The sequence below is a fragment of the Glutamicibacter sp. AGC84 genome, assembly GCF_053543575.1.
The window spans coordinates 1-19,352 of the sequence record NZ_JBLVOC010000013.1; the positions used below are offsets into that span (position 1 = coordinate 1).

Genomic DNA, 19,352 nt, shown 5'->3' on the forward strand with positions numbered 1-19,352 from the left:
ATGACCTAAGGTGATGCTGCCCGGGCCGTTTTCATGCGTGGTGGTGTATCCGTTACACGCGGTTCAGGCAGTCCTTCCCGTTCCCCCCATAAATGCCGAATTACACGCTCCGGCCCTCTGTCCAGGGTGGGCGCAGCCCATCGCGCAGCTCGGTTCCCCGCACCATCGACGCCATGTCTTCCATGAGCGCACGACGGGCCAGCATCTTCCCAGGCCAAGCGGGTGAAATTGATGGTTTTCTGGGCGGTGTTCGGACGCACAGTCGGCCCCGGTGTTCGCCAACTCGGAAATGGTGCCTGGAAGCTTGTTGCCGATCTCCTCAGCCATGTCTCCCATGTCCCTATTCCCGGACTTCCCATCGACTCGGTGGCCGTCGAAGGTTAAGGTAATACGGGCCACGACCTCGGGAGCCGTGGAGTTAGCGGGGTGCGCGATGGGCTCAACTACCCGCTTCGCGCTTCGTTATCCGCGGGACACATCGGCAAGGTTCAAAATCCAGTAATCGAGCAGTTTCCGCAGTTCCTTCGGATACACGTCGCTGACTTTGGCCTCGCTCATCGCCAGACCGAACGCCGCCCAGCGCAGATCCATATTCTCGGTGCGCACGAGGCAACTGTTCTCATCGATCTGCTGGATCTGGAACCAGCGGCCAATGAGCGGCTCCAGTTTTTCGGCGCTGGCCTGAATCCGGGCGCTCACTTCTGGTTGCCCGCTGCCGCGCAATCCTGCGCGCACAAAGGCCGCTGCGTCGCCACCTGGCACTTCACGCGGCGCAAACCGCAATGCCCTGGGCGAGGGGTTCAGTGCGCGATCCACCCGGAAACTGAGCCAATCATCGCGGTCCAGATCAAAGGCTACCAGATAGTAGCGGTTGCCCACATTCACTAATTGGACCGGTTCTACCCGGCGCGAGGTTTCTGCTGACTTGGCATCCTTGTAGTCGAAGGCGATTCGTTCATGATCGCGGCACGCCTGGGCCAATGCCACCAGTACCGCTGGATCCACCGGATCTGTTGCGGAGGACTGGGAATTGAGCGGGACAGTGCTCGCGGTCAGCGCTTGCGCCCGCTTCCTCAATCTGGCTGGCAGTACGGGCACAACTTTTCCCATCGCCCGCAACGCGGCCTCGGCCAGCGCGGAAGATCCGCTGTGCACGGTGGATTGCAATGAGACTACCAATGCCACAGCTTCCTCATCGTCGAGCACCAAGGGAGGCAGTGCGGTGCCGGAGGCCAGCTGGTAGCCGCCGCCTACGCCGCGATCAGCCTGCACCGGATAACCGAGATCGCGCAGCCTGTCGATGTCCCGGCGAACGGTGCGCAGGCTGACGTCCAGGCGTTCGGCGAGCTCGTCTCCTGACCAATAGCGATGGGTCTGCAGCAGCGAGAGCAGGCGCAAGAATCTGGTGCTGGTACTCATGCAACAAGTCTGCCTTGATTTAGGACAAAAACTGGCACTTTTCACTTCTACTCTGGTTATTACCAGCTGGAAATACCGGCTGCAGCTTATGCCAGGAGGCAATCATGAGCACCATGGCCATCACCAACACCACCCTCACCGGCGAACGCGCGGACCTGCTCCAGGCTCTGGCCAACGCGAGGCATTTCCTGCGTTTCACCGTCCAGGGCCTGAACGACGAGCAGGCATCGCAACGCCCCACGGTGAGCGAATTGACCCTCGGGGGATTGATCAAGCACGTGACCGCGGTCGAAAAGCAGTGGCAGGGATTCATCGTCATGGGCCGGGCGGCCATGGCCTGGGACGGAGCGGATTTCAGCCAGATGCCGCCCGAGGCGGTCGAAGCCTTCCTCAATGAATTCCGCATGCAAGACGGAGAACGCCTGGAAGAGCTGCTGGAGAACTACGCGCAGATTGCCGACCGCACCGACGCGCTGCTGGCAGAGGTGGACCTGGATACCGTGCATGAGCTGCCTTTTGCCCCATGGTTCACCGACAAGCAGTGGTCGGTGCGCCGCACCTTGCTGCACATCATTGCCGAGACCACCCAGCATTCGGGGCATGCGGACATCATCCGCGAATCCCTGGACGGGCAGAAATCGATGGGCTAGCCCCCGATGTAGGACATCTCGATGCGCTTGCGGTTGCCCGGGGTCAGCGCGGCGCGCAGCTCCGAGTAGTTGTCATCGCGCTTGCGCCAGTGCCCGGTCAGCGCCTTGGCAAGATCCTCGTCGCTGATCCCGTCGCGCATCAGCTGGCGCAGGTCATAGCCCGAGCCGGCAAACAGGCAGGTGTACAGCTGGCCTTCGGCCGAAACCCGGGCGCGCGAGCAATTTCCGCAGAAGGCATTGGTGACGCTGGATATCACGCCGATCTCCCCGGCTCCGTCCTGGTAGCGCCAGCGGTTGGCCGTTTCACCCGGTTCGGTTTTAGTCACCGGTTCCAGCGCCCAGCGCTTATTGACCATGGCCACGACCTCGGAGGAGGGCAGCACCTCATCCAGCTTCCAGCCGTTGGTGGTGCCCACATCCATGTATTCGATGAAGCGCAGGATCGCCCCAGTGCCGCGGAAGTGCTCGGCCAGCGACAGGATCTCCGAGTCATTGACCCCGCACTTGACCACGGTATTGATCTTCACCGGACCCAGTCCCACTTCGCCGGCCACGTCGATGGCGTGCAGTACCCGGGAGACCGGGAAGTCCACGTCGTTGATGGCCTTGAACTTCTCGTCATCCAAGGAATCCAGGGAGATGGTCACGCGGTTCAGCCCGGCTTCCTTCAACGCAGGTGCGAGCACCGGCAGTGCCGACCCGTTGGTGGTCATTGCCAGATCCACCGGCTGGCCCTCGGGGGTGCGCAGCTTGGCGAGCATGCCCACCAGGTCCACGATGCCGCGGCGCAGCAGCGGCTCGCCGCCGGTCAACCGCAGCTTGGTGACCCCCAGCGAAACGCTGACGCGGGCCAGCCGCTCGATCTCCTCGAAGCTGAGCAGCTCGGAGCGCTCGCGGAAAACGAAGTCGCGGCCGAAGATCTCCTTGGGCATGCAGTAGACGCAGCGGAAATTGCAGCGGTCTGTCACCGAAATCCGCAGGTCATGCAGGGGCCGTCCACGGGCATCGCCCAGGGTGCCGGCCGCTTGTGCTTTCATACACTCCACAGTAGCCCCCGGCACCGTTGCGTGGAAGACGGTTAACCTGAAAGTAACAAATCAAGTACGCAAAATGGATCGGCCCCGGTTGGCGCGACGGTAGCATTGGCACCAGCCCCCGATTTCAAGGAGATCCCATGCAGCACCGCCCGTTTCCACGGTTCCGAGCCCTTGCCGGGCTCGCGGCGGCCGTGCTGGCTTTGGCGGGCTGTTCGGCCAGCGGCTCTTCCGATCAGGCCGCGTCCGAACCCATCACCATCTCCGCGGCGGCCTCCTTGCAAAGCGCCTTCGAGCAGATCTCCGGGGAATTCACCGCTGAGCACCCGGAGGTGCAGATCGCCGGCATCTCCTATGACGGCTCTTCGACCCTGGCCACGCAGATCCTTGAAGGCGCGCACGTGGACGTCTTCGCCTCGGCCGATGAACGCAACATGCTGGAAGTGACCGAAGCCGGGTTCGGCCACGAGCCGGTGATCTTCGCCAGCAACACCATGGTGATCGCGGTACCGCAGGAGAACCCGGCGGATATCGATTCGCTGGAAGACCTTGCCGAGGCCACCACCGTGCTGTGCGCGCAGCAGGTGCCGTGCGGCTCGGCCTCACGCCAGCTGCTCCAGGCCCAGGGCGTCGAAGTGGCCCCGGCCAGCGAGGAGCAGAACGTCACCGCGGTGCTGCAGAAGGTGGCCGCCGGGGAAGCGGATGCCGGACTGGTCTACGCCACCGATGTGCTGGGTGACGAAAACGTCGCCGCGATCGTTCCGGAAGGAGCCGACGAGGTCGTGAACACCTATCCGATCGCCACGCTGGGCCAAAACCCCGGCGCGCAGGCGTTCGTGGACTTCGTGATCAGCGAGCGCGGCCAGGAAATCCTGGCAGAGCACGGTTTCGGCACCGGGGCTGCGCAGGCCAATGGCTAGCGATACCGGGGTACGGGTTCCCGGCTTCGCCATTGCCCCGGCCTTGCTGGGCGTGGGATTGCTGGTGCTGCCGCTGCTGGCGCTTCTCACCCGTGCCAGCTGGTCCACGCTGGTGGCCGACGCAACCAGCCCCCAAGCCCTCTCGGCGCTCTGGCTGAGCTTGCGCACCGGGGTGGCTGCCACCGCCCTGTGCGTGCTGCTCGGCGTGCCGCTGGCGGTGCTGATGGCCCGCAGCTCGGCCCGGGTAGCCCAGCTGTTGCGGGCCTTGATCGCCGTGCCGCTGGTGCTGCCGCCCATGGTCGGCGGCGTGGCCCTGCTCTTCCTCTTCGGGCGCACCAGTCCCATCGGCCAGTTCATCGATTCCCTGTGGGGGATTACCCTGCCCTTTTCCACCGCCGCCGTGGTCATTGCCCAGAGCTTCGTGGCCCTGCCCTTCCTGGTGCTCTCCGTGGAGGGATCGCTGCGTGCCGCCGGCGCAGGGTACGAACAAGCCGCCGCCACCCTGGGCGCCGGGCGCTGGATGGTGCTCACCCGCATCACCTTGCCGCTGGCCGCCCCCGGACTGGTGGCCGGCGTGATCCTGTGCTTCGCGCGGGCCATCGGCGAATTCGGGGCCACCGCGCTGTTCGCCGGCAACGCGCCGGGGGTTACCCAGACCATGCCGCTGGCCATCTACACCGCGATCAACGGGGCTGGAACCGGACGCGACTCGGCAGTAGCCCTGTCGATCCTGCTTCTGGCCACCGCGGTAGTGGTGCTGCTGCTGGTGCGCGCCTGGCGTCCGGGGGCCTTGAAATGACATTGAAGGTTGCGCTGCGAGTGCCGCGCACCGGATTCGACGTGGCCGTTGAATTCGAAGTGCCTGCCGGCAGCACGCTGGCGATGATGGGCCCTAGCGGCTCGGGCAAGTCGACCATTGTGCATGCCATTGCCGGGATCCAGAAGATTGCCGAGGGGCGCATCGAGCTTTCCGGTTCCCTGCTGGCCGATGCGAAGCAGCACCGCCCGCCGCACCTGCGCGAGGTAGGCCTGCTGGGCCAAGACCCGCACCTGTTCCCGCACCTGGATGCGCTGAAGAATATCGCCTTTGGCGCCCGGGCCGGGGGACTGGACAAGGCTGCCGCCAAGGCCGTGGCCGCCGAATGGATCGGGCGGCTGGGACTGGAAGAAATCGCCACCCACCGGCCTGAGGCCCTCTCCGGCGGGCAGCGCCAACGCATTGCGCTGGCCCGGGCCTTGGCCGCCCAGCCCAAGATCCTGCTGATCGACGAGCCCTTCGCCTCGCTGGATGTCGAAGCCGCCATGGACATGCGCGCATTGGTGCGCGAAGAGCTGGAACGCACCGCCACCAGCGCCATCGTCGTCTCGCATTCGGCCGCCGACACCTTGGCGCTCGCCGATGACCTGCTGATGCTGGAACGGGGAAGCATCATTGCGCAGGGAACCGTCGAGCAGGTCTTCGCCGATCCGGCCAACCGTTTTGTGCGCGCGGTGGTGGCCACCTTGCCAGCGCAGCACCCCAGGAGCATCCAGGAAGAGCAGCCATGAGCACCGTCAATGAACCCGTGGAACTTGAAGTGCACCGCGCGCGGCTGCTGTCGCAGGTCGTGCCGTTGGCCCCGCAGCAGATCGAGGTGGCAGGCGGTTTCGCCCTCCTGCACGGCGCGGTGCTGGCCGAGGATGCCACCTCCGCGCACCCGCTGCCCTTGTGGGACAACTCGGCGATGGACGGCTATGCGGTGCGCTCCGAGGATACCGCTGAGGCGCCAATTGCCCTGGAAGTCGTCGGCGAAGTGCCCGCGGGCAGCGGCTGGGACCCGCAGCTGGAACCGGGCCAATGCGTGAAGATCATGACCGGTGCTCCGATCCCGACGGATGCCGATGCCGTGGTGCGCATCGAGGACACTTCAGCCGCTGCAGATGGCTGGGATGCCGCCACCGTGCAGATCCATGGGCCGGTGCCAGCAGGCAAGGACATCCGCCGCAGCGGCGAGGACAAGGCCGCCGGTGACCTGGTGGCCTATGCCGGCGAGCAGCTCACCGCGGCCCGTCTTTCAGCCTTGGCGGCAGCCGGTGCCAGCAAGCTGTCGGTGCGCACACAGCCCAAGGTGGCCGTGCTGGTCACCGGGGCGGAATTGCTTGCGCCCGGTGAAAGGCTCTCGCGCGGGCAAATCCCGGAAACCAATTCGCTGCTCATTGCAGGGCTCCTGGCTGAATCCGGCATCCAGGCAGCTACCGTGGTGCACTGCGTGGATGACACTCAAGCGGTCCGCGAACAGCTGGAGGTGCTCGGCTCCACGCATGATGCCATCCTGAGCACTGGGGGAGTAGGCCCCGGCGCCTACGATGTGATGCGCCAGGTGCTGGAAGCAGAACCGGCAGTGCAGGCGGCCCGGGTGAAGATCCGCCCCGGCCAGCCGCAATGCGCGGGCCGTTTGGAGGCCGGCGCGATGGTCTTCGCCTTGCCCGGCAACCCGGTCAGCGCAGCAGTCAGCTTCGAGCTGTTCGTGCGTCCGTGCCTGCGGGCCATGCAAGGCCACCGCGAGGTGCTGCGCCCGACTTTGCGCGCCATCGCCGCGGTGGGGTGGAAAGCCGCGGCCGGACGCATGCAGGTCATCCCGGTAGTCCTCGAGCATGGTGAGCAACTGCGGTGCGCCCCGGCGGTTCAAGCCAGCAGCATTTCCCACTCGGTGGGCGGTTTCGGCGCTGCCCAGGGCTACGCGCTGGTCCCGGCTGGCGTCAACCAGATCCACCCCGGCGATGAAGTCGAAGTACTGGGGATGATCCCATGAGCACGCGGCAGCTCGCCAACTTCAATGCCTTGGTGCTCGCCGGCGGCAGGGGCTCTCGGCTGGGCGGCGAAGGCAAAGCCGAAATACTGTTGCACGGACAGCGCCTGGTTGACCGCGTGGTCGCCGCGGCCCGCACAACCGGCGCACTGCGCGTCGTTGTGGTCGGCCCGGATTCCGCTGGTGCCAAGGCCGATTCCGTTCTCCGGGAGGATCCGCCATTCGCTGGTCCCTTGGCAGGCATCGCTGCCGGGCTTGCAGAACTAGCTGCCAGCGCAGGCAGTGAATGGACCATGGTTCTGGCCTGCGACCTGCAACGGCCGGTCGCGGTGGCCACCGCGTTGATCAACGGCTTTGGGCAGCGCGCAGCCGATGGCTTGCTGCTGGTTGACGCGCAAGGCCACACCCAATGGCTGGCTGGAATCTATCGCACCTCGGCACTGGCCTCGGTCTGCGCAGAGCTGGGCGGGAACCTGGTCAATGCCCCGGTGCGCCGAGCCTTGAATCAGCTGCAGCTGGCGCGGGTACCGGTGGATGATGAAACCAGCAGCGATATTGATACCCCGCAGGCACTGGAAAGCGCCCGCCAGAATGAAAGGAAAGCCATGGCACAGCATTTGCCTCCCGAAGCACTGAACGATTGGCTGGAAGCAGCCGCCAAGGAATTGGGTCTGGACTCCGGCGAAGTGGATATCGCTACCGTGCTTGATGCAGCCAAGCATGTAGCTCACGAAGTAGCCCGGCCGGCAGCGCCTTTGAGCACTTTCCTGCTCGGACTTGCGCTGGGCAGCGGCAAGGGAGACTTGTCCGGGCTGTCGGAGCAGCTGGTTTCCCGGGCGCATCGATGGGCCGACGAGCATCCGGAGGGCGTTGCATAAGTAGCACCGTGTTCCCTTCGCCTCAGCAGGGACCGGCCGTCATGGAAGGCCAGCTGCACCGGGTGGTCGACGGAAGCGGATTCCGGATTACTCACCAGACCCACCTGTTATCTGGGACTTTGCAACCAGCGTGAGCGGAGGCCAGAGGGCCTACCGGACGGGCAGTTCGCGGCGCGGGGATGTTCAGGCAGATGTATGGCTATGGACCAGCTTCTTGCGCTGCGCTGGTTAAAGGCCCGTCGATGGCAGGCCGGCGCTCCAGATATCCCGGAAGCTCATCGGATCCCCAGCAGGTGGCCAGTGGGCCTCAGTGTAGACCATGCTGGCAGGATGTGAAGCCCACGAAGAATCGTGGCGTCGGTAGCGGTTCCGTGTGCTTGGGTGGGGCGCACCACGAGGTGTGCGTGCACCTCGTACTGGTTTTTCGGTATCAGCCGGTGGATAGCGCGACGCGGGCTGCCAGATGATAATGAACGGAGTCCCGGTAGCTGCATGCCCGATACTGTTGAGCGCTTTTGCCAGTGGCTCAAGGGCTGAGTGGAAAAACTGCCACCGTCTGGATATGTCTTTTATCCGCGAGCTGTATCAAATAGGATTTATTTATGAAGACCCTGTTCGTTGTTTCTACCATTCTTTTTGCTGCTTGTTCGGTGCTTTCCTTTAGCGGAAATCCGATGGTTGGCATCTTTGCGGCCGTGGCCAGCTTGTCATCGCTGGCGGGATTCTTCGTGGTTCGAAATCGCGAGGCGAAGGCTTAGCCCACGTACCTCTCGTCGATGGAGCCGTGGCGTTCACGGTAAACTCGAGAACTATGGCTATCGGCGCGACTATACACACCTTTGAAGTTCAACTTGCTGATGTAGATCGCGGGGTTTACGAGGATCTTTCGCTCCGTGTTGCGCAGCATCCGTCAGAAACCGATGCCTACATGGTCACCCGTGTGCTGGCCTACTGCCTCGAATATGAAGAAGGCATCGCCTTCTCGGCCGGAGGCGTTTCCACCGGGGAAGAGCCAGCCATTTTGGTCAAGGACCTGACCGGACTCATCACCGCGTGGATTGAAGTGGGCGCCCCCGATGCCCAACGCCTGCACTTGGGCAGCAAGCGGGCAGACCGCACCGCCGTCTACACGCACCGCGATCCTGCCAAGCTTCTGGCTTCTTGGCGCGGCAAAACGATCCACCAGTCGCAGGAGATCATGGTGCGCTCCTTCGACCCCAAATTCATTGATGCAGCGGCCCAAGCATTGACCCGCCGCAACACCATGTCCGTCTCGGTAACCGAGGGGCAAATCTACCTTGAATTGAACGGGACGAATCTGGAAACCCAGTTCAGCACGCATGAGATTGAGTAGAAAAGCTTAATCTCTGATTCAGCTCAGTGTGGGGTCGCAGTCATCAGCGCGCGGAAACATGGCCGGTGTACACCAATGACACCGACGGAAGTGCTCCATGAAACTGCGCAATATCACCCTTGGCACGGCAACTCTGGCTTTGGCCGTCACCCTGGCAGCTCCCGCCGTGGCTGCTCAGATCGAACCGACTGGATCTGATCCACTGATCATCGGCCACCGCGGAGCAGCAGGCGTGGCACCGGAGAACACCTTGGCTGCCATCAAGGCAGGCAGCCAGTCCGGCGCCGAATTCATCGAAATTGATGTGCAGCTGTCCAAGGACGGAGTACCGTTCATCTTCCACGACGGTACGCCCTCCCGCACCACGAACGTGGCAGAGGTCTTCCCTGACCGCGTCAATGACCCCATCACGTCATTTACCTGGGAAGAACTGCAGCAGCTCGATGCCGGTTCCTACTTCTCAGACGAGTTCGAGGGAACGAAGATTCCGCATTTCGATGAGGTTCCAGGTGCACTGACCGGTGGCACGGGAGTATTCATCGAAATCAAGGATCCAGCCAAGTCCCCTGGCGTGGAGAAGCTGGTAGCCGACGCGCTGGCTGAGGATCCTGAATGGAAGGCACTGGCAGAGGCCAACAAGATCGAGGTCCTCAGCTTCGACGCAGCATCCAACCAGATCTTTGCCCAACTGGCACCGGAAGTACCACTGCAGCAGCTGACCGCAACCGTGCCTTCTGCCGAGGAACTGGCAACTTACGCGACCTACGCGGATTCTTTCGGCACTAGCTACCGTACCCTTGACGCTGCCGGTGCGCAGCGCGTGAAGGACGCAGGCTTGGGCCTGGGCGTCTACACCGTCAACGCCGTTGAGGCAGCCGATGCTGCACTGGCCCTGGGTGTCGAGCGAATCACGGGCGACTTCCCAGCACAGGTGAACCGCCACATCGCTGGCCAGAAGGATTTCCCTGCCAACAATGGCGTGGTGATTGCCAACGCGATCAATGACGTGCCGGGAGATGACATCGCCCCAGAAAATGGCGAGCACGTGATCCTGGACAACACCGGAAAGCGCACTATCGATGTCAGCGGCTACATCATTCGCGATGCCGCTAACAACATCCTGGAAATTGGCGAAGGATACAAGCTGGAACCAGGGGAGCAGTTGCGCGTGTACTCGGGTCCGGGTACCAACAGCGAAGAAGCCTACTACGTGGACGGACCAGGAATCCTGAACAACGGTGGCGACTCGCTAGCGCTGTGGGATGCCAAGGGCAAGCTCACCGATACCTTTGCGAACTAGCTCTAGGTAGAGCGAACCCCCGGGAACCATTGTGGACTGCTCCCCAGAATTTGGATAGGGAAACCAGTACTACTTCCGGGGAGCAGTCCACAAAAATGGGGCGGTTTTCCGTATTAAGGCAGGCAACCCGCCAGCACTTGGGGGACGCTGACGGGTTTCACCAGCGTGAGGCCGCTCTTGGGGAAACGAACTCAATGCCTGACTGGTGACTTTTCGTAATTGGCCTAGGCCAATAGCTACTGTAGTTGCAGGAGAGTGAAAGGTGAAGTGGGCGGGGATAAAATAAAAACTTTTCCCAATTCCAAAAATTCTCTAGGCGTTATGGGCTTGACGAAGTATTCTGTGCATAGGTTTCACGCCGGACTAACGTTTTTTGGGGAATCGGAAGTCTTTGGGGCGATGGATGGGGATCCATCGCCCAGCGCAAAACTCGCAACCAGCCCTCGTTGATGATCGAATCAGCGAGGGCTGGATTAGTTTAAGTGACAACACGCGGGTGGATTCTCACGAGCAACAAGGCCGCACTCCCCAGTACGGGTCGGGATTTGAATCTGTTGTGGATTCCCAATGAATCAGACCAGCCTCTTTGCCTACACCTCGCTCGACGCTAGGGTGATTGATAGGCGGCCTGACCCAATGCACCGGGAAGGGTCCGCTGTGATCGGTTGCACCGTTTGTTTGCCTTCTTGCTTACCGTTTGTTGGCAGCAACTGTAGCTGGGAACCCCTATCGGTGGTTCCGGTGTTGTAGTAGGCTCCGGGACCACCGCCAGCTTGGAACGCGGACACTAGCTGTTTGGATTCAGCTAGTATGAGAACGACGGTCATGGATGCCGTCAGTTTGGTGATCCGTAAGTGCAAGCGAAACTGCGACTGCGATCTTTCGCCTTGTCTTCGTCATTGTTGTATGTACGTTGTTGGAGAGTTCCATCCGGTTCACGCCAAACGACTCGATAACTGTAACCGTGCTTTAGCTCTCGTCGTTGTACCGTCGCCACTTCTACCTTTAACCCGGTTGTTCTATCTTTAATGCAACAGATCCGGAGTTTAAGGCAACAAGCCGATTTGAGATAAGAAAAACCCCGGAATCACAAGGATTCCGGGGCTATTCAACGCGGTGACGGTGGGATTTGAACCCATTATCCTATCCGCGCCATTACTGCTAGCTCCCGAATATCCCTTGTGTTTACTAGCATCTGGGCTCATTGGCCCACAGGTGCGCACCACGTCCCACAGGTATTCCTGCACCAAAATGCACCACAGTGCACCACCGTTAGAGCTGTTCGGCGCGCTGCTTGCTGAGGGCTTCGACCACGTTGTCGAGGTCGTCGGGGAACAGTGCCGCGTAGGTGTCCAACGTGACCTTGGCCGACTTGTGGCCGAGCATGCGCTGTACCACCTTGACGTTGGCCCCGGCGCTGATTGCCAGCGATGCCGCCGTGTGCCGCAGGTCGTGGGGCGTGACCCTGCGGAACGACTTGTCGGACGCCTGGGCTCGCTTCACGGCTCCGGTGAACCATCCGGTCTTGGCGTTGCCCGGGTTCGCCCCTCCTACTTAAGTAGTATTTACGCCGTTCTTATTTAATGGTGATTATTAAGCGTGCTCGTATCTGAGGCAATTCGATCCAGACCGAGGACTTTTGTTGCGGAGGCTCGATTTCGGTCGACCCCCGCTTGGCACGGCAGATGATGCGCCGATCTTTACGACGATGTAGATTTCGATTCATTCAAAAGGTGATAGTCGTGAAGCTCAAACTTCACTCGATTGCGGTCAGGTCAAATGAAGACCACTGCATTCCAATCCCAACATCAAGACAACAATCCAGCTCCGGGGTCACGTACCTCGCGATCGCGTTCGTGGCAATCGCTTCCCTGGTCCTGAGCCTGAGTACGGCTTTGACTAAGCCAGCGGCGGCAGCTTCGTCTCCGGCTGTGACCAGCATCGCCAGCTTCGGCGAGAACGCCGAGATTCTGTCGAAGTCGGAGGCCCTCCAGTTGGCCAAGAATGCCGATCTTCCAACAGAGTCGCTCTCAGGTCTGAAAGTTGACCGTTCCGGCGTCCAAGCATGGTCGATGTCAGACGGGACATCGTATGTGAGCTACCCGCTCGTCGGCGACGGCGTCCAGCTCGCCACAGTCGGTGCACTCCTGGACAACTCAGGCAACGTTGCGCAGCGCACAGAGATGGCTTTCGTTGGCGACGATGCATCTGGTCATGCCCGCATGTGGGTTGACGGAAATCTGACCATGGACAAGCAATTGACCACTGCTGACGCGGCAAACAACGTCACCACATATGCCGGTTTCTGGGACAAGCTCAACAACTGCCTTGCCAACGCGGGCATCCCTGGCTGGGTTATTACCGCCATCACTATCGCCTGCGCGGCGGTCTGCGTAGGAACCGTTGGGCTCGGCTGCGTGGGCTGCATCGCGGCAGCTGCGGGCGTCTGGGGCGGCCAGGTCGGCTATTGCATCGACCAGGCCCAGAAATAGGAAGTGGTCAACATGAAAAAGATTTCGAAAGCAATCATCGCGATGGTTGCAGGCTGGGCGATGCTCTTCGCGGTTGCTAGTCCGGTCAACGCTTCCGAAAGCTCGTTCTCAACCAACGGGCCGCTTTCGGATTCAACTGTTGAGCGAGCGATCGCAATAGCTGAGCCGAGTTTCGACGCTCAGCTGCGAAACGGCGCAGAAGTCGATATCAAGCAGGCAAACGTCGCCCGGATCAATGGCTCCAGTTCGTTGATGGTGGCAGTGGCTACGTCTGGCGACGGCCACGACGAGGGTTCGTTCGCCGTTGCCGTCGTCGACGCCGCGGGAGACGTTGTCCAGAGCTTTGCGCAGGTTCAAGCTACGTACACCAGCGACAGCACTGCCGATGTGAAGCAGTGGGTCGATGGGAGTCTCCTTAAGCAGTGGACTGTTGAAGCCACTCCCGAAGCTGAAGCTCAGGCTGCGAAGGCTTTGAGCGCCATGTCTCCTGCAGACTCGTCGGTGGGCGTTGCGGCCGCTGGTAACGAGGGTGTGATCAAGTGCCTCAACGCGCTGGGCATCTCCACCATGGCGGCGCTCGTGATCATCTCCACCTGTGCGGCATTCTGTGCTGTTACCGTTGGAACAGGCTGCATCATCTGCGTGGCTGGGTTCACCGCTGTCGCTGGCGCATCCGTAGGACAGTGCCTGAGCGGTGCCAGCTAGGCACGAGAAAGGAAACGGCAAATGACAAAGCAACCTAGCAATTCGTCTGCCGCCAGGAAGAGTACCGTGGTGGTGCTTCTGTTCCTTGCGGTAGCCGCGATCAATCTGCCTCGCGTCCCTCAGCTTACTGACTACGCCGTGGTTGGATGGGCTGTCGGCGGAGTGCTGCTGCTCGCAGCACTGATCCTGGCATTCACCAACTACCGCCACCATCCGAAGGCCAGCACTTCACGACAGTAGGCAATGCCTGCTCGTTCACCGAATGAGCCGAGACGAGCACGTCCAGATCCGCTGAGCCTAACCCGAAGAGATCCCCTTGCTGCATCCAGCAGCAGGGGGGATCTTTCTCTGTGCCCGGCTTCCTGAGGGCAAGCGCGCGTAGCGCGTGCGGCAGCCCGCCGGGAGGCTATTGGTTCGCAGCGTCCTGCTTGCGCGATGCCCAGTAGGGGCACTCTTCACCGTGGTTGCCCCGGTCGCAGGCGTGCGGGCCGGCATGGTGGTGGAAGCCGTGTTCGCAACGCATGACGACCATGTTGCGACGTCCCTCCGCTGAAATATGCACCACATGTGCACCACGCCAGTTCTTTAAAGGAAGAAAACCCCTGGCTGACCAGGGGTTTTCATTGGCGGTGACGGTGGGATTTGAACCCACGGTACGGGGTTACCGTACACAACATTTCGAGTGTTGCACCTTCGGCCGCTCGGACACGTCACCAGACCTGATAACTCTATAACGAACATCAGGCGAAAACAAAAACGAGAGCGCTGTTTTTGGCCTGAAGTGTTCCGAAACACATCAACGTCGGGTTCTAGCCGCGCTTGCTCCGGAAGAATTCACGCAACAGGTCACCGCATTCTTCTTCCTTGACCCGCGAGTACACCTCGACCCAGTGGTTCAATCGCGGTTCACGGACGATATCGAAGACCGAGCCGCACGCGCCGGCCTTCTCATCCCAGGCCCCGAAGACCAATTTGGGAATGCGCGAAAGGACTATTGCCCCGGCGCACATGGCGCAGGGCTCAAGGGTCACCACCAGGGTGCAGTCGGATAAGCGCCAGCCATCATCTTGTCCCTTGGCTTCCAAGGCCTTGACCGCATTGCGAATGGCGACCACCTCGGCATGCGCCGTGGGGTCCTTGATGGCCTCGCGCTCGTTGCGTCCGGTGGCCAGGACTTCGCCTTCGGGGGAAAGGATGACGGCGCCGATGGGTACGTCATCAGTGGCCAGCGCTTTGCGCGCTTCAGCCAAGGCGAGGTCCATCCAAGCATTAAATTCGTGCACCATAGTGCTTTCACTTTACGTGTTTTGGGACGGTAGCCGGGCGCCCGGAGTGTGGTGCACTGCGCACTGCACTGAAGTTTGCTGTTTCCTTGGGCACACCAAAGTGCTTTAACGGCGGGAAATCAGGGATATCTCTCGATTTGCCTGAGTCGGTGCTGATAGATTTCTACTTATGCGCGTACAGGTAGTCGACCACCCACTGGTGGCACACAAGGTTTCGGTTCTTCGTGATAAGAACACCCCATCCTCGATTTTCCGCCAGCTGACCGACGAACTGGTCACCCTGCTGGCTTATGAGGCAACCCGCGAGGTGAAAACCGAAAACGTTGAGGTGCAGACCCCGGTCGCCACCACCACCGGTACCTCCATTGCCAAGCCGACCCCGCTGGTTGTCCCCATCCTGCGCGCAGGCCTTGGCATGCTCGAAGGCATGACCCGACTGGTTCCGACCGCTGAGGTCGGATTCCTGGGCATGGCCCGCAACGAGGAAACCCTGGACATCATCACCTACGCTGACCGCGTGCCCAATGACTTGGCCGGCCGCCAGGTCTTCGTGCTGGATCCGATGCTGGCCACCGGCGGCACCCTGGCCGAGGCCATCAAGTTCATCTTCGAGCGCGGCGCAGAATCCGTTACCTGCATCTGCCTGATCGCTGCCCCTGAGGGCATCGAGCGTCTGAAGGAAATCCACGGTGGCGATCATCGCGTGCACATCGTGCTGGCAGCGATGGACGAAAAGCTGGACGAGAAGTCCTACATCATCCCAGGCCTGGGCGATGCCGGCGACCGCCTGTATGGCGTGACCCCGCCCATTGCCTAGTTCCAGCTAAGCGATGTGCCCGAAGGCTGCGGTGACTACACCGCAGCCTTCGGCGTTTCTTCACCGGTTTCGGGCGTGTCCAACGGAAGCCGGACCTCGAAGACCGTATCTCCTGGCTCAGAGGTGACCGTGACGGTGCCCCCGTGGGCTTCGACGATGCTCTTGGCGATCGGCAAGCCCAGCCCGGTCGTGCCATCGGAGCCAGAACGCGCCTTGTCGGCGCGGGTGAAACGTTCGAAGACCCGAGGCAGGAATTCCGGGGCAATGCCCTCACCGGTGTCGTGAACCCGGATGATGGCTTCATCGGTGTCTTCGTCTTGGTCCACCGAAACGGTGACGGTGTTTCCGGCCGTCGTGTGCTTGCGGGCGTTGGCCAAGAGGTTGGTGATCACCCGGCGAAGCGAGGCCGAGTCGCCGTTGACAATGGTCTGCGGCGCCTGGCAGTCGAACTCCCAATGGTGGTCGCTCGCGGTGAGCTTGAAGTCCTCGGTGATATCCGATGTCAGCGAGCACAGGTCAATTTCGCTGCGCTTGAACGCATTCTCCTCATCCAGCCGAGCCAGGAGCAGCAGATTCTCAACCAGTGAGCTCATTCGGCTGCTTTGCTGCAGAACGCGGTCCACCGAGCGCTGCCCGTCCGGGGAGAAATGCTCAGTGGCCGAGAGCAGCTCGGTGTAGCCGCGGATCGCCGAGAGCGGAGTGCGCAGTTCGTGCGAGGCATCGGCGACAAATTGGCGCATCTGGGCCTGGGACTTCTCGCGGGCGGTCAGTGCGGTGGAGACGTTGCTGATCATCGCGTTCAGCGCATTGCCGACATTGCCCACCTCGGTACCGGGGACTGCATCTTGCGCCGGGACGCGCTGGGTCAGGTCCACCTTTCCTGAATCAAGTTCTTCGGCGGCAACCGAAGCCGCCACGGTGGCCACGCGCTTCAGCGAGGCAAGCGAGCGGGAGATCAGCCACGAACCGGCCAGGCCCGCACCAGCGATCAGGATCAAGGCGATGAACAGCGTCAGCCACGCCATGCCGCGCAACGCCAGATCGGTGCTGTGCAGGGGCAATCCGACAATCAGGATGCCGTTGGATCCAGAGTCCTTGACTGCGACGAGGTAATAGTCGCCCACAGTCAGGTGGGCACGTACCGGCTTGAACTGCCCGCCGGCACGCAACGTGCTCAGCTCCAGATCCACCATCGGGATGGCATCTTCCTGGCTCAGCTGCTTCAGCACGCCGGTGCGTTCGTCCAGCACGCCGCCGTTGAAGACGTATTTGTCGACGAACCGAGCGGTCAGCGTGCCGGCGGACTGGCCGGGGGCATCAAGCCGGGAGTTCACCGCTGGTGCACCCTGCGAATAATTCAGCGCGCGTTCGGTGGTGAGCCGCAGCTGGCTGTTGAGCTGGTCCATCAAGGTCTGGCGCATGCCCGCGTTGTAGAGCAGGCCGAGCAAGACAGATACGGCGGTGACCGAGGTCAGCAGGATGAGCAGCAGTTTGCGCTGCAGCGCGTGCGGCGAGCTCACCCTGGTATTCGGGGAAAAGAAACTCATGCAGCCGGCTTCAGCACGTAGCCAACGCCACGCACGGTGTGGATCATCGGCTCTGCGTCAACGTCAATCTTCTTGCGCAGGTACGAGATGTACAGTTCGACGATGTTCGCCTGGCCGTCGAAATCGTAGTGCCAGACGTTGTCCAGGATCTGCGACTTGGATACCACGCGGCGGGCGTTGTTCATCAGGTAGCTGAGCAGGTCGAATTCGGTGGCGGTCAGCGAAATTTCGCGGCCTGCGCGGGATACGTCGTGCGAGTCCATGTTCAGCACCAGATCGCCGATCACCAATTCAGCGGAATCCGCAGTGGCCGCACCGGAACGTTCCACGAGTCGGTGCAATCGGATCAGGACCTCTTCGAGGCTGAAGGGCTTGGCGACGTAGTCGTCTGCACCGGCCCCCAGGCCCTCGATACGGTCTTCAACCGCGTCCTTGGCAGTGAGGAAAAGTACGGGGATTTCAGGGAAGTGGGTGCGCACCTTGCGCAGCACCTCGGGGCCGTCGAACCCAGGCAGCATCCAGTCGAGAACCAGTACGTCCGGCGCCAGGGAGCGAGCGGTGGCTACTGCTTCGGGCCCATCGTGGGCCATCGTGGCTTCCCAGCCGAGCATGCGGGTTCCCATGGCGACCAATTCCGCCAATGAAGGTTCATCATCGACCACGAGAACTTTGATTGCCGTGCCATCAGGGTGAGTCAGCCGGGGCAATTGCGAAGGGGAGAATCGTGATTCATTCATGTTAATCAGCTTGTCCTATTGCCATGGGCCGAGAATATGTTTTTGCTGTGTGCCAGCTATGACTATAAGTCGATTTTATGCGGGGAAAACCTAAACCGATAGTGGTTAATTTGGTCAACCCCTAAGAACGACGAATGATTGAAGCGTGGACGGACCATAGTGATGAATGAATATTCAGGCCTATGAATGGACCGGACATAATGACGAAGTTCTATTGATATATTGACCATATTGTTTAGTTAAGCGCTTAGGTAGCCTAGAATTGTCTAAAGTGTCGTGCGTCACGTTTGGAAACATTCGTCTCACTATGTGGACGCAGGTGTTCATTGTTACTTGCAAGTTGCCAATGTTACGAGGAAACTAGAGGTGTGAGTACGGCGCAGGACGGTAAAAGCACCTCGGATTCCAACATCGAGTTGCCCACGATCGTCCTCAACGAATGCTCGGCGTCCATGGCCTCCAAGCCGAATTATGAGTGATTTGTAATCCGATTTTGGGAGTTATTGACGGGAAACCCAACTGCTGAACGTGGACGAAGGCCGCGAACAGCGCAAGCAAAACCCGAAGCATGAGCGCCAAACCACTTGGCCTTCGCACTAAAAGAGGAAAAGATTATGTCGGCTGGTTCCGGATACGTCCACGTTTCAATTCGCAATGCGCAGAACCGCGCAGCAGCTGCGCAGCGTTCAGCTTCTGGCAGCTATGCACCAGCGGGTTACCGTCCGCTGCGCGCGGTTTCCAATGTTCATGAAACACGTGATGCATCGCATCAGCCGGCTAGCACTCCAGTGCAGTCAACAGGCCAGCCAAGCGCCGACACCTCCGCACGCGGCTTCGTGCTCTATGTGGGCCTGGATGAAACTGCCGCCCAGGCGCAGGGCACCTCGCTGGGCAAGCTGGCCACCCAGGTCCGCGCCTTCCTGGCCACCTTGTCGCCGCAAGCGCAGACCCATGCCGCCGTGGCACTGGCTCCGACCAGCGCCCAGGGTGAGCCCATCGATGTAGTTCGCCAGGCGTTGGGCGATCCGACGATTTCCCGCCGGCCACGCGCTGAAGCCCGTCCATCCACCCCGCGCCCATCTGGCGTGCTGATCGACCTCTCGCGCCGCGAAGTCTACCTGGATGGCGAAACCCTGAACCTGACCTTCAAGGAATTCGAGCTGCTGAACTTCCTCGTGGAAAACGGCACCCGCACCGTAGGCCGCGAAGAGCTGCTGGAAAACCTGTGGCGCAATGCCGAAGAAGTCCCTAACGAACGCACCATCGACGTGCATATCCGTCGCCTGCGTTCCAAGCTGGGACGCCTGGCCAATACCGTGCGCACCGTACGCGGCCAGGGCTACCGCTTCTACGAGCACCCAGAAGTTGTTGTCTGGGCAGCTCCGGAATACTCCATCTAGCATCTGCTGGCAGCAGTGGCGGGC

The 19,352-nt window shown here is 61.2% G+C and carries 19 protein-coding genes, 1 tRNA gene and 1 pseudogene; 14 read left to right on the forward strand and 7 right to left on the reverse strand.

Annotated features, from left to right (window positions below):
* Positions 1 to 462: 462 nt before the first annotated feature.
* Positions 463 to 1,419 (reverse strand): helix-turn-helix transcriptional regulator, encoded by a 957-nt coding sequence (locus ACNPN0_RS08305; RefSeq protein ID WP_448937401.1) that lies wholly within the window; start codon positions 1,417 to 1,419, stop codon positions 463 to 465.
* A gap of 104 nt (positions 1,420 to 1,523) precedes the next feature.
* On the opposite strand from ACNPN0_RS08305, the gene ACNPN0_RS08310 reads away from it, so the two are divergent.
* A complete protein-coding gene (locus ACNPN0_RS08310; RefSeq protein WP_448937402.1) occupies positions 1,524 to 2,069 on the forward strand; it encodes a DinB family protein in 546 nt (181 codons plus the stop codon).
* Here ACNPN0_RS08310 and moaA read toward each other — a convergent pair.
* Positions 2,066 to 3,106 (reverse strand): GTP 3',8-cyclase MoaA, encoded by a 1,041-nt coding sequence (moaA, locus tag ACNPN0_RS08315; protein ID WP_448937403.1) that lies wholly within the window; start codon positions 3,104 to 3,106, stop codon positions 2,066 to 2,068. The genes ACNPN0_RS08310 and moaA overlap by 4 nt on opposite strands.
* Before the next feature lie 137 nt (positions 3,107 to 3,243).
* On the opposite strand from moaA, the gene modA reads away from it, so the two are divergent.
* The 8 genes from modA to ACNPN0_RS08355 all read left to right on the forward strand — a co-directional run bounded on the left by modA (position 3,244) and on the right by ACNPN0_RS08355 (position 10,344).
* The gene (modA, locus tag ACNPN0_RS08320) at positions 3,244 to 4,023 is read left to right on the forward strand and encodes a molybdate ABC transporter substrate-binding protein (RefSeq protein WP_448937404.1); all 780 of its coding nucleotides are present in this window, start codon (positions 3,244 to 3,246) and stop codon (positions 4,021 to 4,023) included.
* Positions 4,016 to 4,822, forward strand: a complete 807-nt coding sequence (locus tag ACNPN0_RS08325; RefSeq protein ID WP_448937405.1) for an ABC transporter permease — start codon at positions 4,016 to 4,018, stop codon at positions 4,820 to 4,822. Before modA ends, ACNPN0_RS08325 begins: the two co-directional genes overlap by 8 nt.
* Positions 4,819 to 5,571, forward strand: coding sequence for an ATP-binding cassette domain-containing protein (locus ACNPN0_RS08330; RefSeq protein WP_448937406.1), 753 nt, complete (start codon positions 4,819 to 4,821; stop codon positions 5,569 to 5,571). Before ACNPN0_RS08325 ends, ACNPN0_RS08330 begins: the two co-directional genes overlap by 4 nt.
* Complete coding sequence (locus ACNPN0_RS08335) at positions 5,568 to 6,815, forward strand: molybdopterin molybdotransferase MoeA (RefSeq protein WP_448937407.1); 1,248 nt, start codon at positions 5,568 to 5,570, stop codon at positions 6,813 to 6,815. The genes ACNPN0_RS08330 and ACNPN0_RS08335 overlap by 4 nt, the downstream gene beginning before the upstream one ends.
* Positions 6,812 to 7,690: an NTP transferase domain-containing protein gene (locus ACNPN0_RS08340; protein ID WP_448937408.1), complete on the forward strand. Its 879-nt coding sequence runs from the start codon at positions 6,812 to 6,814 to the stop codon at positions 7,688 to 7,690. Before ACNPN0_RS08335 ends, ACNPN0_RS08340 begins: the two co-directional genes overlap by 4 nt.
* Before the next feature lie 602 nt (positions 7,691 to 8,292).
* Positions 8,293 to 8,448, forward strand: a complete 156-nt coding sequence (locus tag ACNPN0_RS08345; RefSeq protein ID WP_448937409.1) for a hypothetical protein — start codon at positions 8,293 to 8,295, stop codon at positions 8,446 to 8,448.
* A gap of 53 nt (positions 8,449 to 8,501) precedes the next feature.
* On the forward strand, positions 8,502 to 9,044 hold the full coding sequence (locus tag ACNPN0_RS08350; protein ID WP_105658829.1) for a YaeQ family protein: 543 nt from the start codon (positions 8,502 to 8,504) through the stop codon (positions 9,042 to 9,044).
* Between the two features lie 97 nt (positions 9,045 to 9,141).
* Positions 9,142 to 10,344, forward strand: a complete 1,203-nt coding sequence (locus ACNPN0_RS08355) for a glycerophosphodiester phosphodiesterase family protein (RefSeq protein ID WP_448937410.1) — start codon at positions 9,142 to 9,144, stop codon at positions 10,342 to 10,344.
* 1,272 nt (positions 10,345 to 11,616) lie between these two features.
* On the opposite strand, the pseudogene ACNPN0_RS08360 reads toward ACNPN0_RS08355, so the two are convergent.
* Positions 11,617 to 11,865 (reverse strand): annotated as a pseudogene (locus ACNPN0_RS08360) (tyrosine-type recombinase/integrase); the annotation flags it as partial.
* A 221-nt stretch (positions 11,866 to 12,086) separates the two neighbouring features.
* Here ACNPN0_RS08360 and ACNPN0_RS08365 point away from each other — a divergent pair.
* The 3 genes from ACNPN0_RS08365 to ACNPN0_RS08375 are packed head-to-tail and all read left to right on the forward strand — an operon-like array spanning position 12,087 to position 13,781.
* On the forward strand, positions 12,087 to 12,836 hold the full coding sequence (locus tag ACNPN0_RS08365; protein WP_133835084.1) for a hypothetical protein: 750 nt from the start codon (positions 12,087 to 12,089) through the stop codon (positions 12,834 to 12,836).
* Positions 12,837 to 12,848: 12 nt separating this feature from the next.
* The gene (locus ACNPN0_RS08370) at positions 12,849 to 13,541 is read left to right on the forward strand and encodes a hypothetical protein (RefSeq protein WP_388024348.1); all 693 of its coding nucleotides are present in this window, start codon (positions 12,849 to 12,851) and stop codon (positions 13,539 to 13,541) included.
* A gap of 21 nt (positions 13,542 to 13,562) precedes the next feature.
* Positions 13,563 to 13,781, forward strand: a complete 219-nt coding sequence (locus ACNPN0_RS08375) for a hypothetical protein (protein ID WP_388024347.1) — start codon at positions 13,563 to 13,565, stop codon at positions 13,779 to 13,781.
* A 384-nt stretch (positions 13,782 to 14,165) separates the two neighbouring features.
* Here ACNPN0_RS08375 and ACNPN0_RS08380 read toward each other — a convergent pair.
* Positions 14,166 to 14,256, reverse strand: a tRNA-Ser gene (locus ACNPN0_RS08380).
* Between the two features lie 94 nt (positions 14,257 to 14,350).
* Positions 14,351 to 14,827, reverse strand: a complete 477-nt coding sequence (tadA, locus tag ACNPN0_RS08385; RefSeq protein ID WP_388024346.1) for a tRNA adenosine(34) deaminase TadA — start codon at positions 14,825 to 14,827, stop codon at positions 14,351 to 14,353.
* A 169-nt stretch (positions 14,828 to 14,996) separates the two neighbouring features.
* Between tadA and upp the strand changes: the two genes are divergently transcribed.
* Positions 14,997 to 15,644 (forward strand): uracil phosphoribosyltransferase, encoded by a 648-nt coding sequence (upp, locus tag ACNPN0_RS08390; protein WP_332488309.1) that lies wholly within the window; start codon positions 14,997 to 14,999, stop codon positions 15,642 to 15,644.
* Positions 15,645 to 15,679: 35 nt separating this feature from the next.
* On the opposite strand, the gene ACNPN0_RS08395 is transcribed toward upp, so the two are convergent.
* Together ACNPN0_RS08395 and ACNPN0_RS08400 are read right to left on the reverse strand one after the other, a co-directional pair.
* A complete protein-coding gene (locus ACNPN0_RS08395) occupies positions 15,680 to 17,164 on the reverse strand; it encodes a sensor histidine kinase (RefSeq protein ID WP_448937411.1) in 1,485 nt (494 codons plus the stop codon).
* Positions 17,165 to 17,187: 23 nt separating this feature from the next.
* The gene (locus tag ACNPN0_RS08400; RefSeq protein ID WP_448937412.1) at positions 17,188 to 17,928 is read right to left on the reverse strand and encodes a response regulator transcription factor; all 741 of its coding nucleotides are present in this window, start codon (positions 17,926 to 17,928) and stop codon (positions 17,188 to 17,190) included.
* Positions 17,929 to 18,542: 614 nt separating this feature from the next.
* On the opposite strand from ACNPN0_RS08400, the gene ACNPN0_RS08405 reads away from it, so the two are divergent.
* Entirely contained in the window at positions 18,543 to 19,328 is a 786-nt protein-coding gene (locus ACNPN0_RS08405; RefSeq protein ID WP_105658819.1) for a winged helix-turn-helix domain-containing protein, read from the forward strand.
* Positions 19,329 to 19,352: the final 24 nt, after the last annotated feature.

What these genes read in the sequence shown, in the direction of transcription:
- ACNPN0_RS08400 (WP_448937412.1), bottom strand. Translation starts at nt 17,928, where the DNA reads ATGAATGAATCACGATTCTCCCCTTCGCAATTGCCCCGGCTGACTCAC.
- ACNPN0_RS08305 (WP_448937401.1), bottom strand. Translation starts at nt 1,419, where the DNA reads ATGAGTACCAGCACCAGATTCTTGCGCCTGCTCTCGCTGCTGCAGACC.
- tadA (WP_388024346.1), bottom strand. Translation starts at nt 14,827, where the DNA reads ATGGTGCACGAATTTAATGCTTGGATGGACCTCGCCTTGGCTGAAGCG.
- ACNPN0_RS08350 (WP_105658829.1), top strand. Translation starts at nt 8,502, where the DNA reads ATGGCTATCGGCGCGACTATACACACCTTTGAAGTTCAACTTGCTGAT.
- modA (WP_448937404.1), top strand. Translation starts at nt 3,244, where the DNA reads ATGCAGCACCGCCCGTTTCCACGGTTCCGAGCCCTTGCCGGGCTCGCG.
- ACNPN0_RS08370 (WP_388024348.1), top strand. Translation starts at nt 12,849, where the DNA reads ATGAAAAAGATTTCGAAAGCAATCATCGCGATGGTTGCAGGCTGGGCG.
- ACNPN0_RS08405 (WP_105658819.1), top strand. Translation starts at nt 18,543, where the DNA reads ATGTCGGCTGGTTCCGGATACGTCCACGTTTCAATTCGCAATGCGCAG.
- ACNPN0_RS08355 (WP_448937410.1), top strand. Translation starts at nt 9,142, where the DNA reads ATGAAACTGCGCAATATCACCCTTGGCACGGCAACTCTGGCTTTGGCC.
- ACNPN0_RS08325 (WP_448937405.1), top strand. Translation starts at nt 4,016, where the DNA reads ATGGCTAGCGATACCGGGGTACGGGTTCCCGGCTTCGCCATTGCCCCG.
- ACNPN0_RS08330 (WP_448937406.1), top strand. Translation starts at nt 4,819, where the DNA reads ATGACATTGAAGGTTGCGCTGCGAGTGCCGCGCACCGGATTCGACGTG.
- ACNPN0_RS08310 (WP_448937402.1), top strand. Translation starts at nt 1,524, where the DNA reads ATGAGCACCATGGCCATCACCAACACCACCCTCACCGGCGAACGCGCG.
- ACNPN0_RS08375 (WP_388024347.1), top strand. Translation starts at nt 13,563, where the DNA reads ATGACAAAGCAACCTAGCAATTCGTCTGCCGCCAGGAAGAGTACCGTG.
- ACNPN0_RS08335 (WP_448937407.1), top strand. Translation starts at nt 5,568, where the DNA reads ATGAGCACCGTCAATGAACCCGTGGAACTTGAAGTGCACCGCGCGCGG.
- ACNPN0_RS08340 (WP_448937408.1), top strand. Translation starts at nt 6,812, where the DNA reads ATGAGCACGCGGCAGCTCGCCAACTTCAATGCCTTGGTGCTCGCCGGC.
- ACNPN0_RS08345 (WP_448937409.1), top strand. Translation starts at nt 8,293, where the DNA reads ATGAAGACCCTGTTCGTTGTTTCTACCATTCTTTTTGCTGCTTGTTCG.
- moaA (WP_448937403.1), bottom strand. Translation starts at nt 3,106, where the DNA reads ATGAAAGCACAAGCGGCCGGCACCCTGGGCGATGCCCGTGGACGGCCC.
- upp (WP_332488309.1), top strand. Translation starts at nt 14,997, where the DNA reads ATGCGCGTACAGGTAGTCGACCACCCACTGGTGGCACACAAGGTTTCG.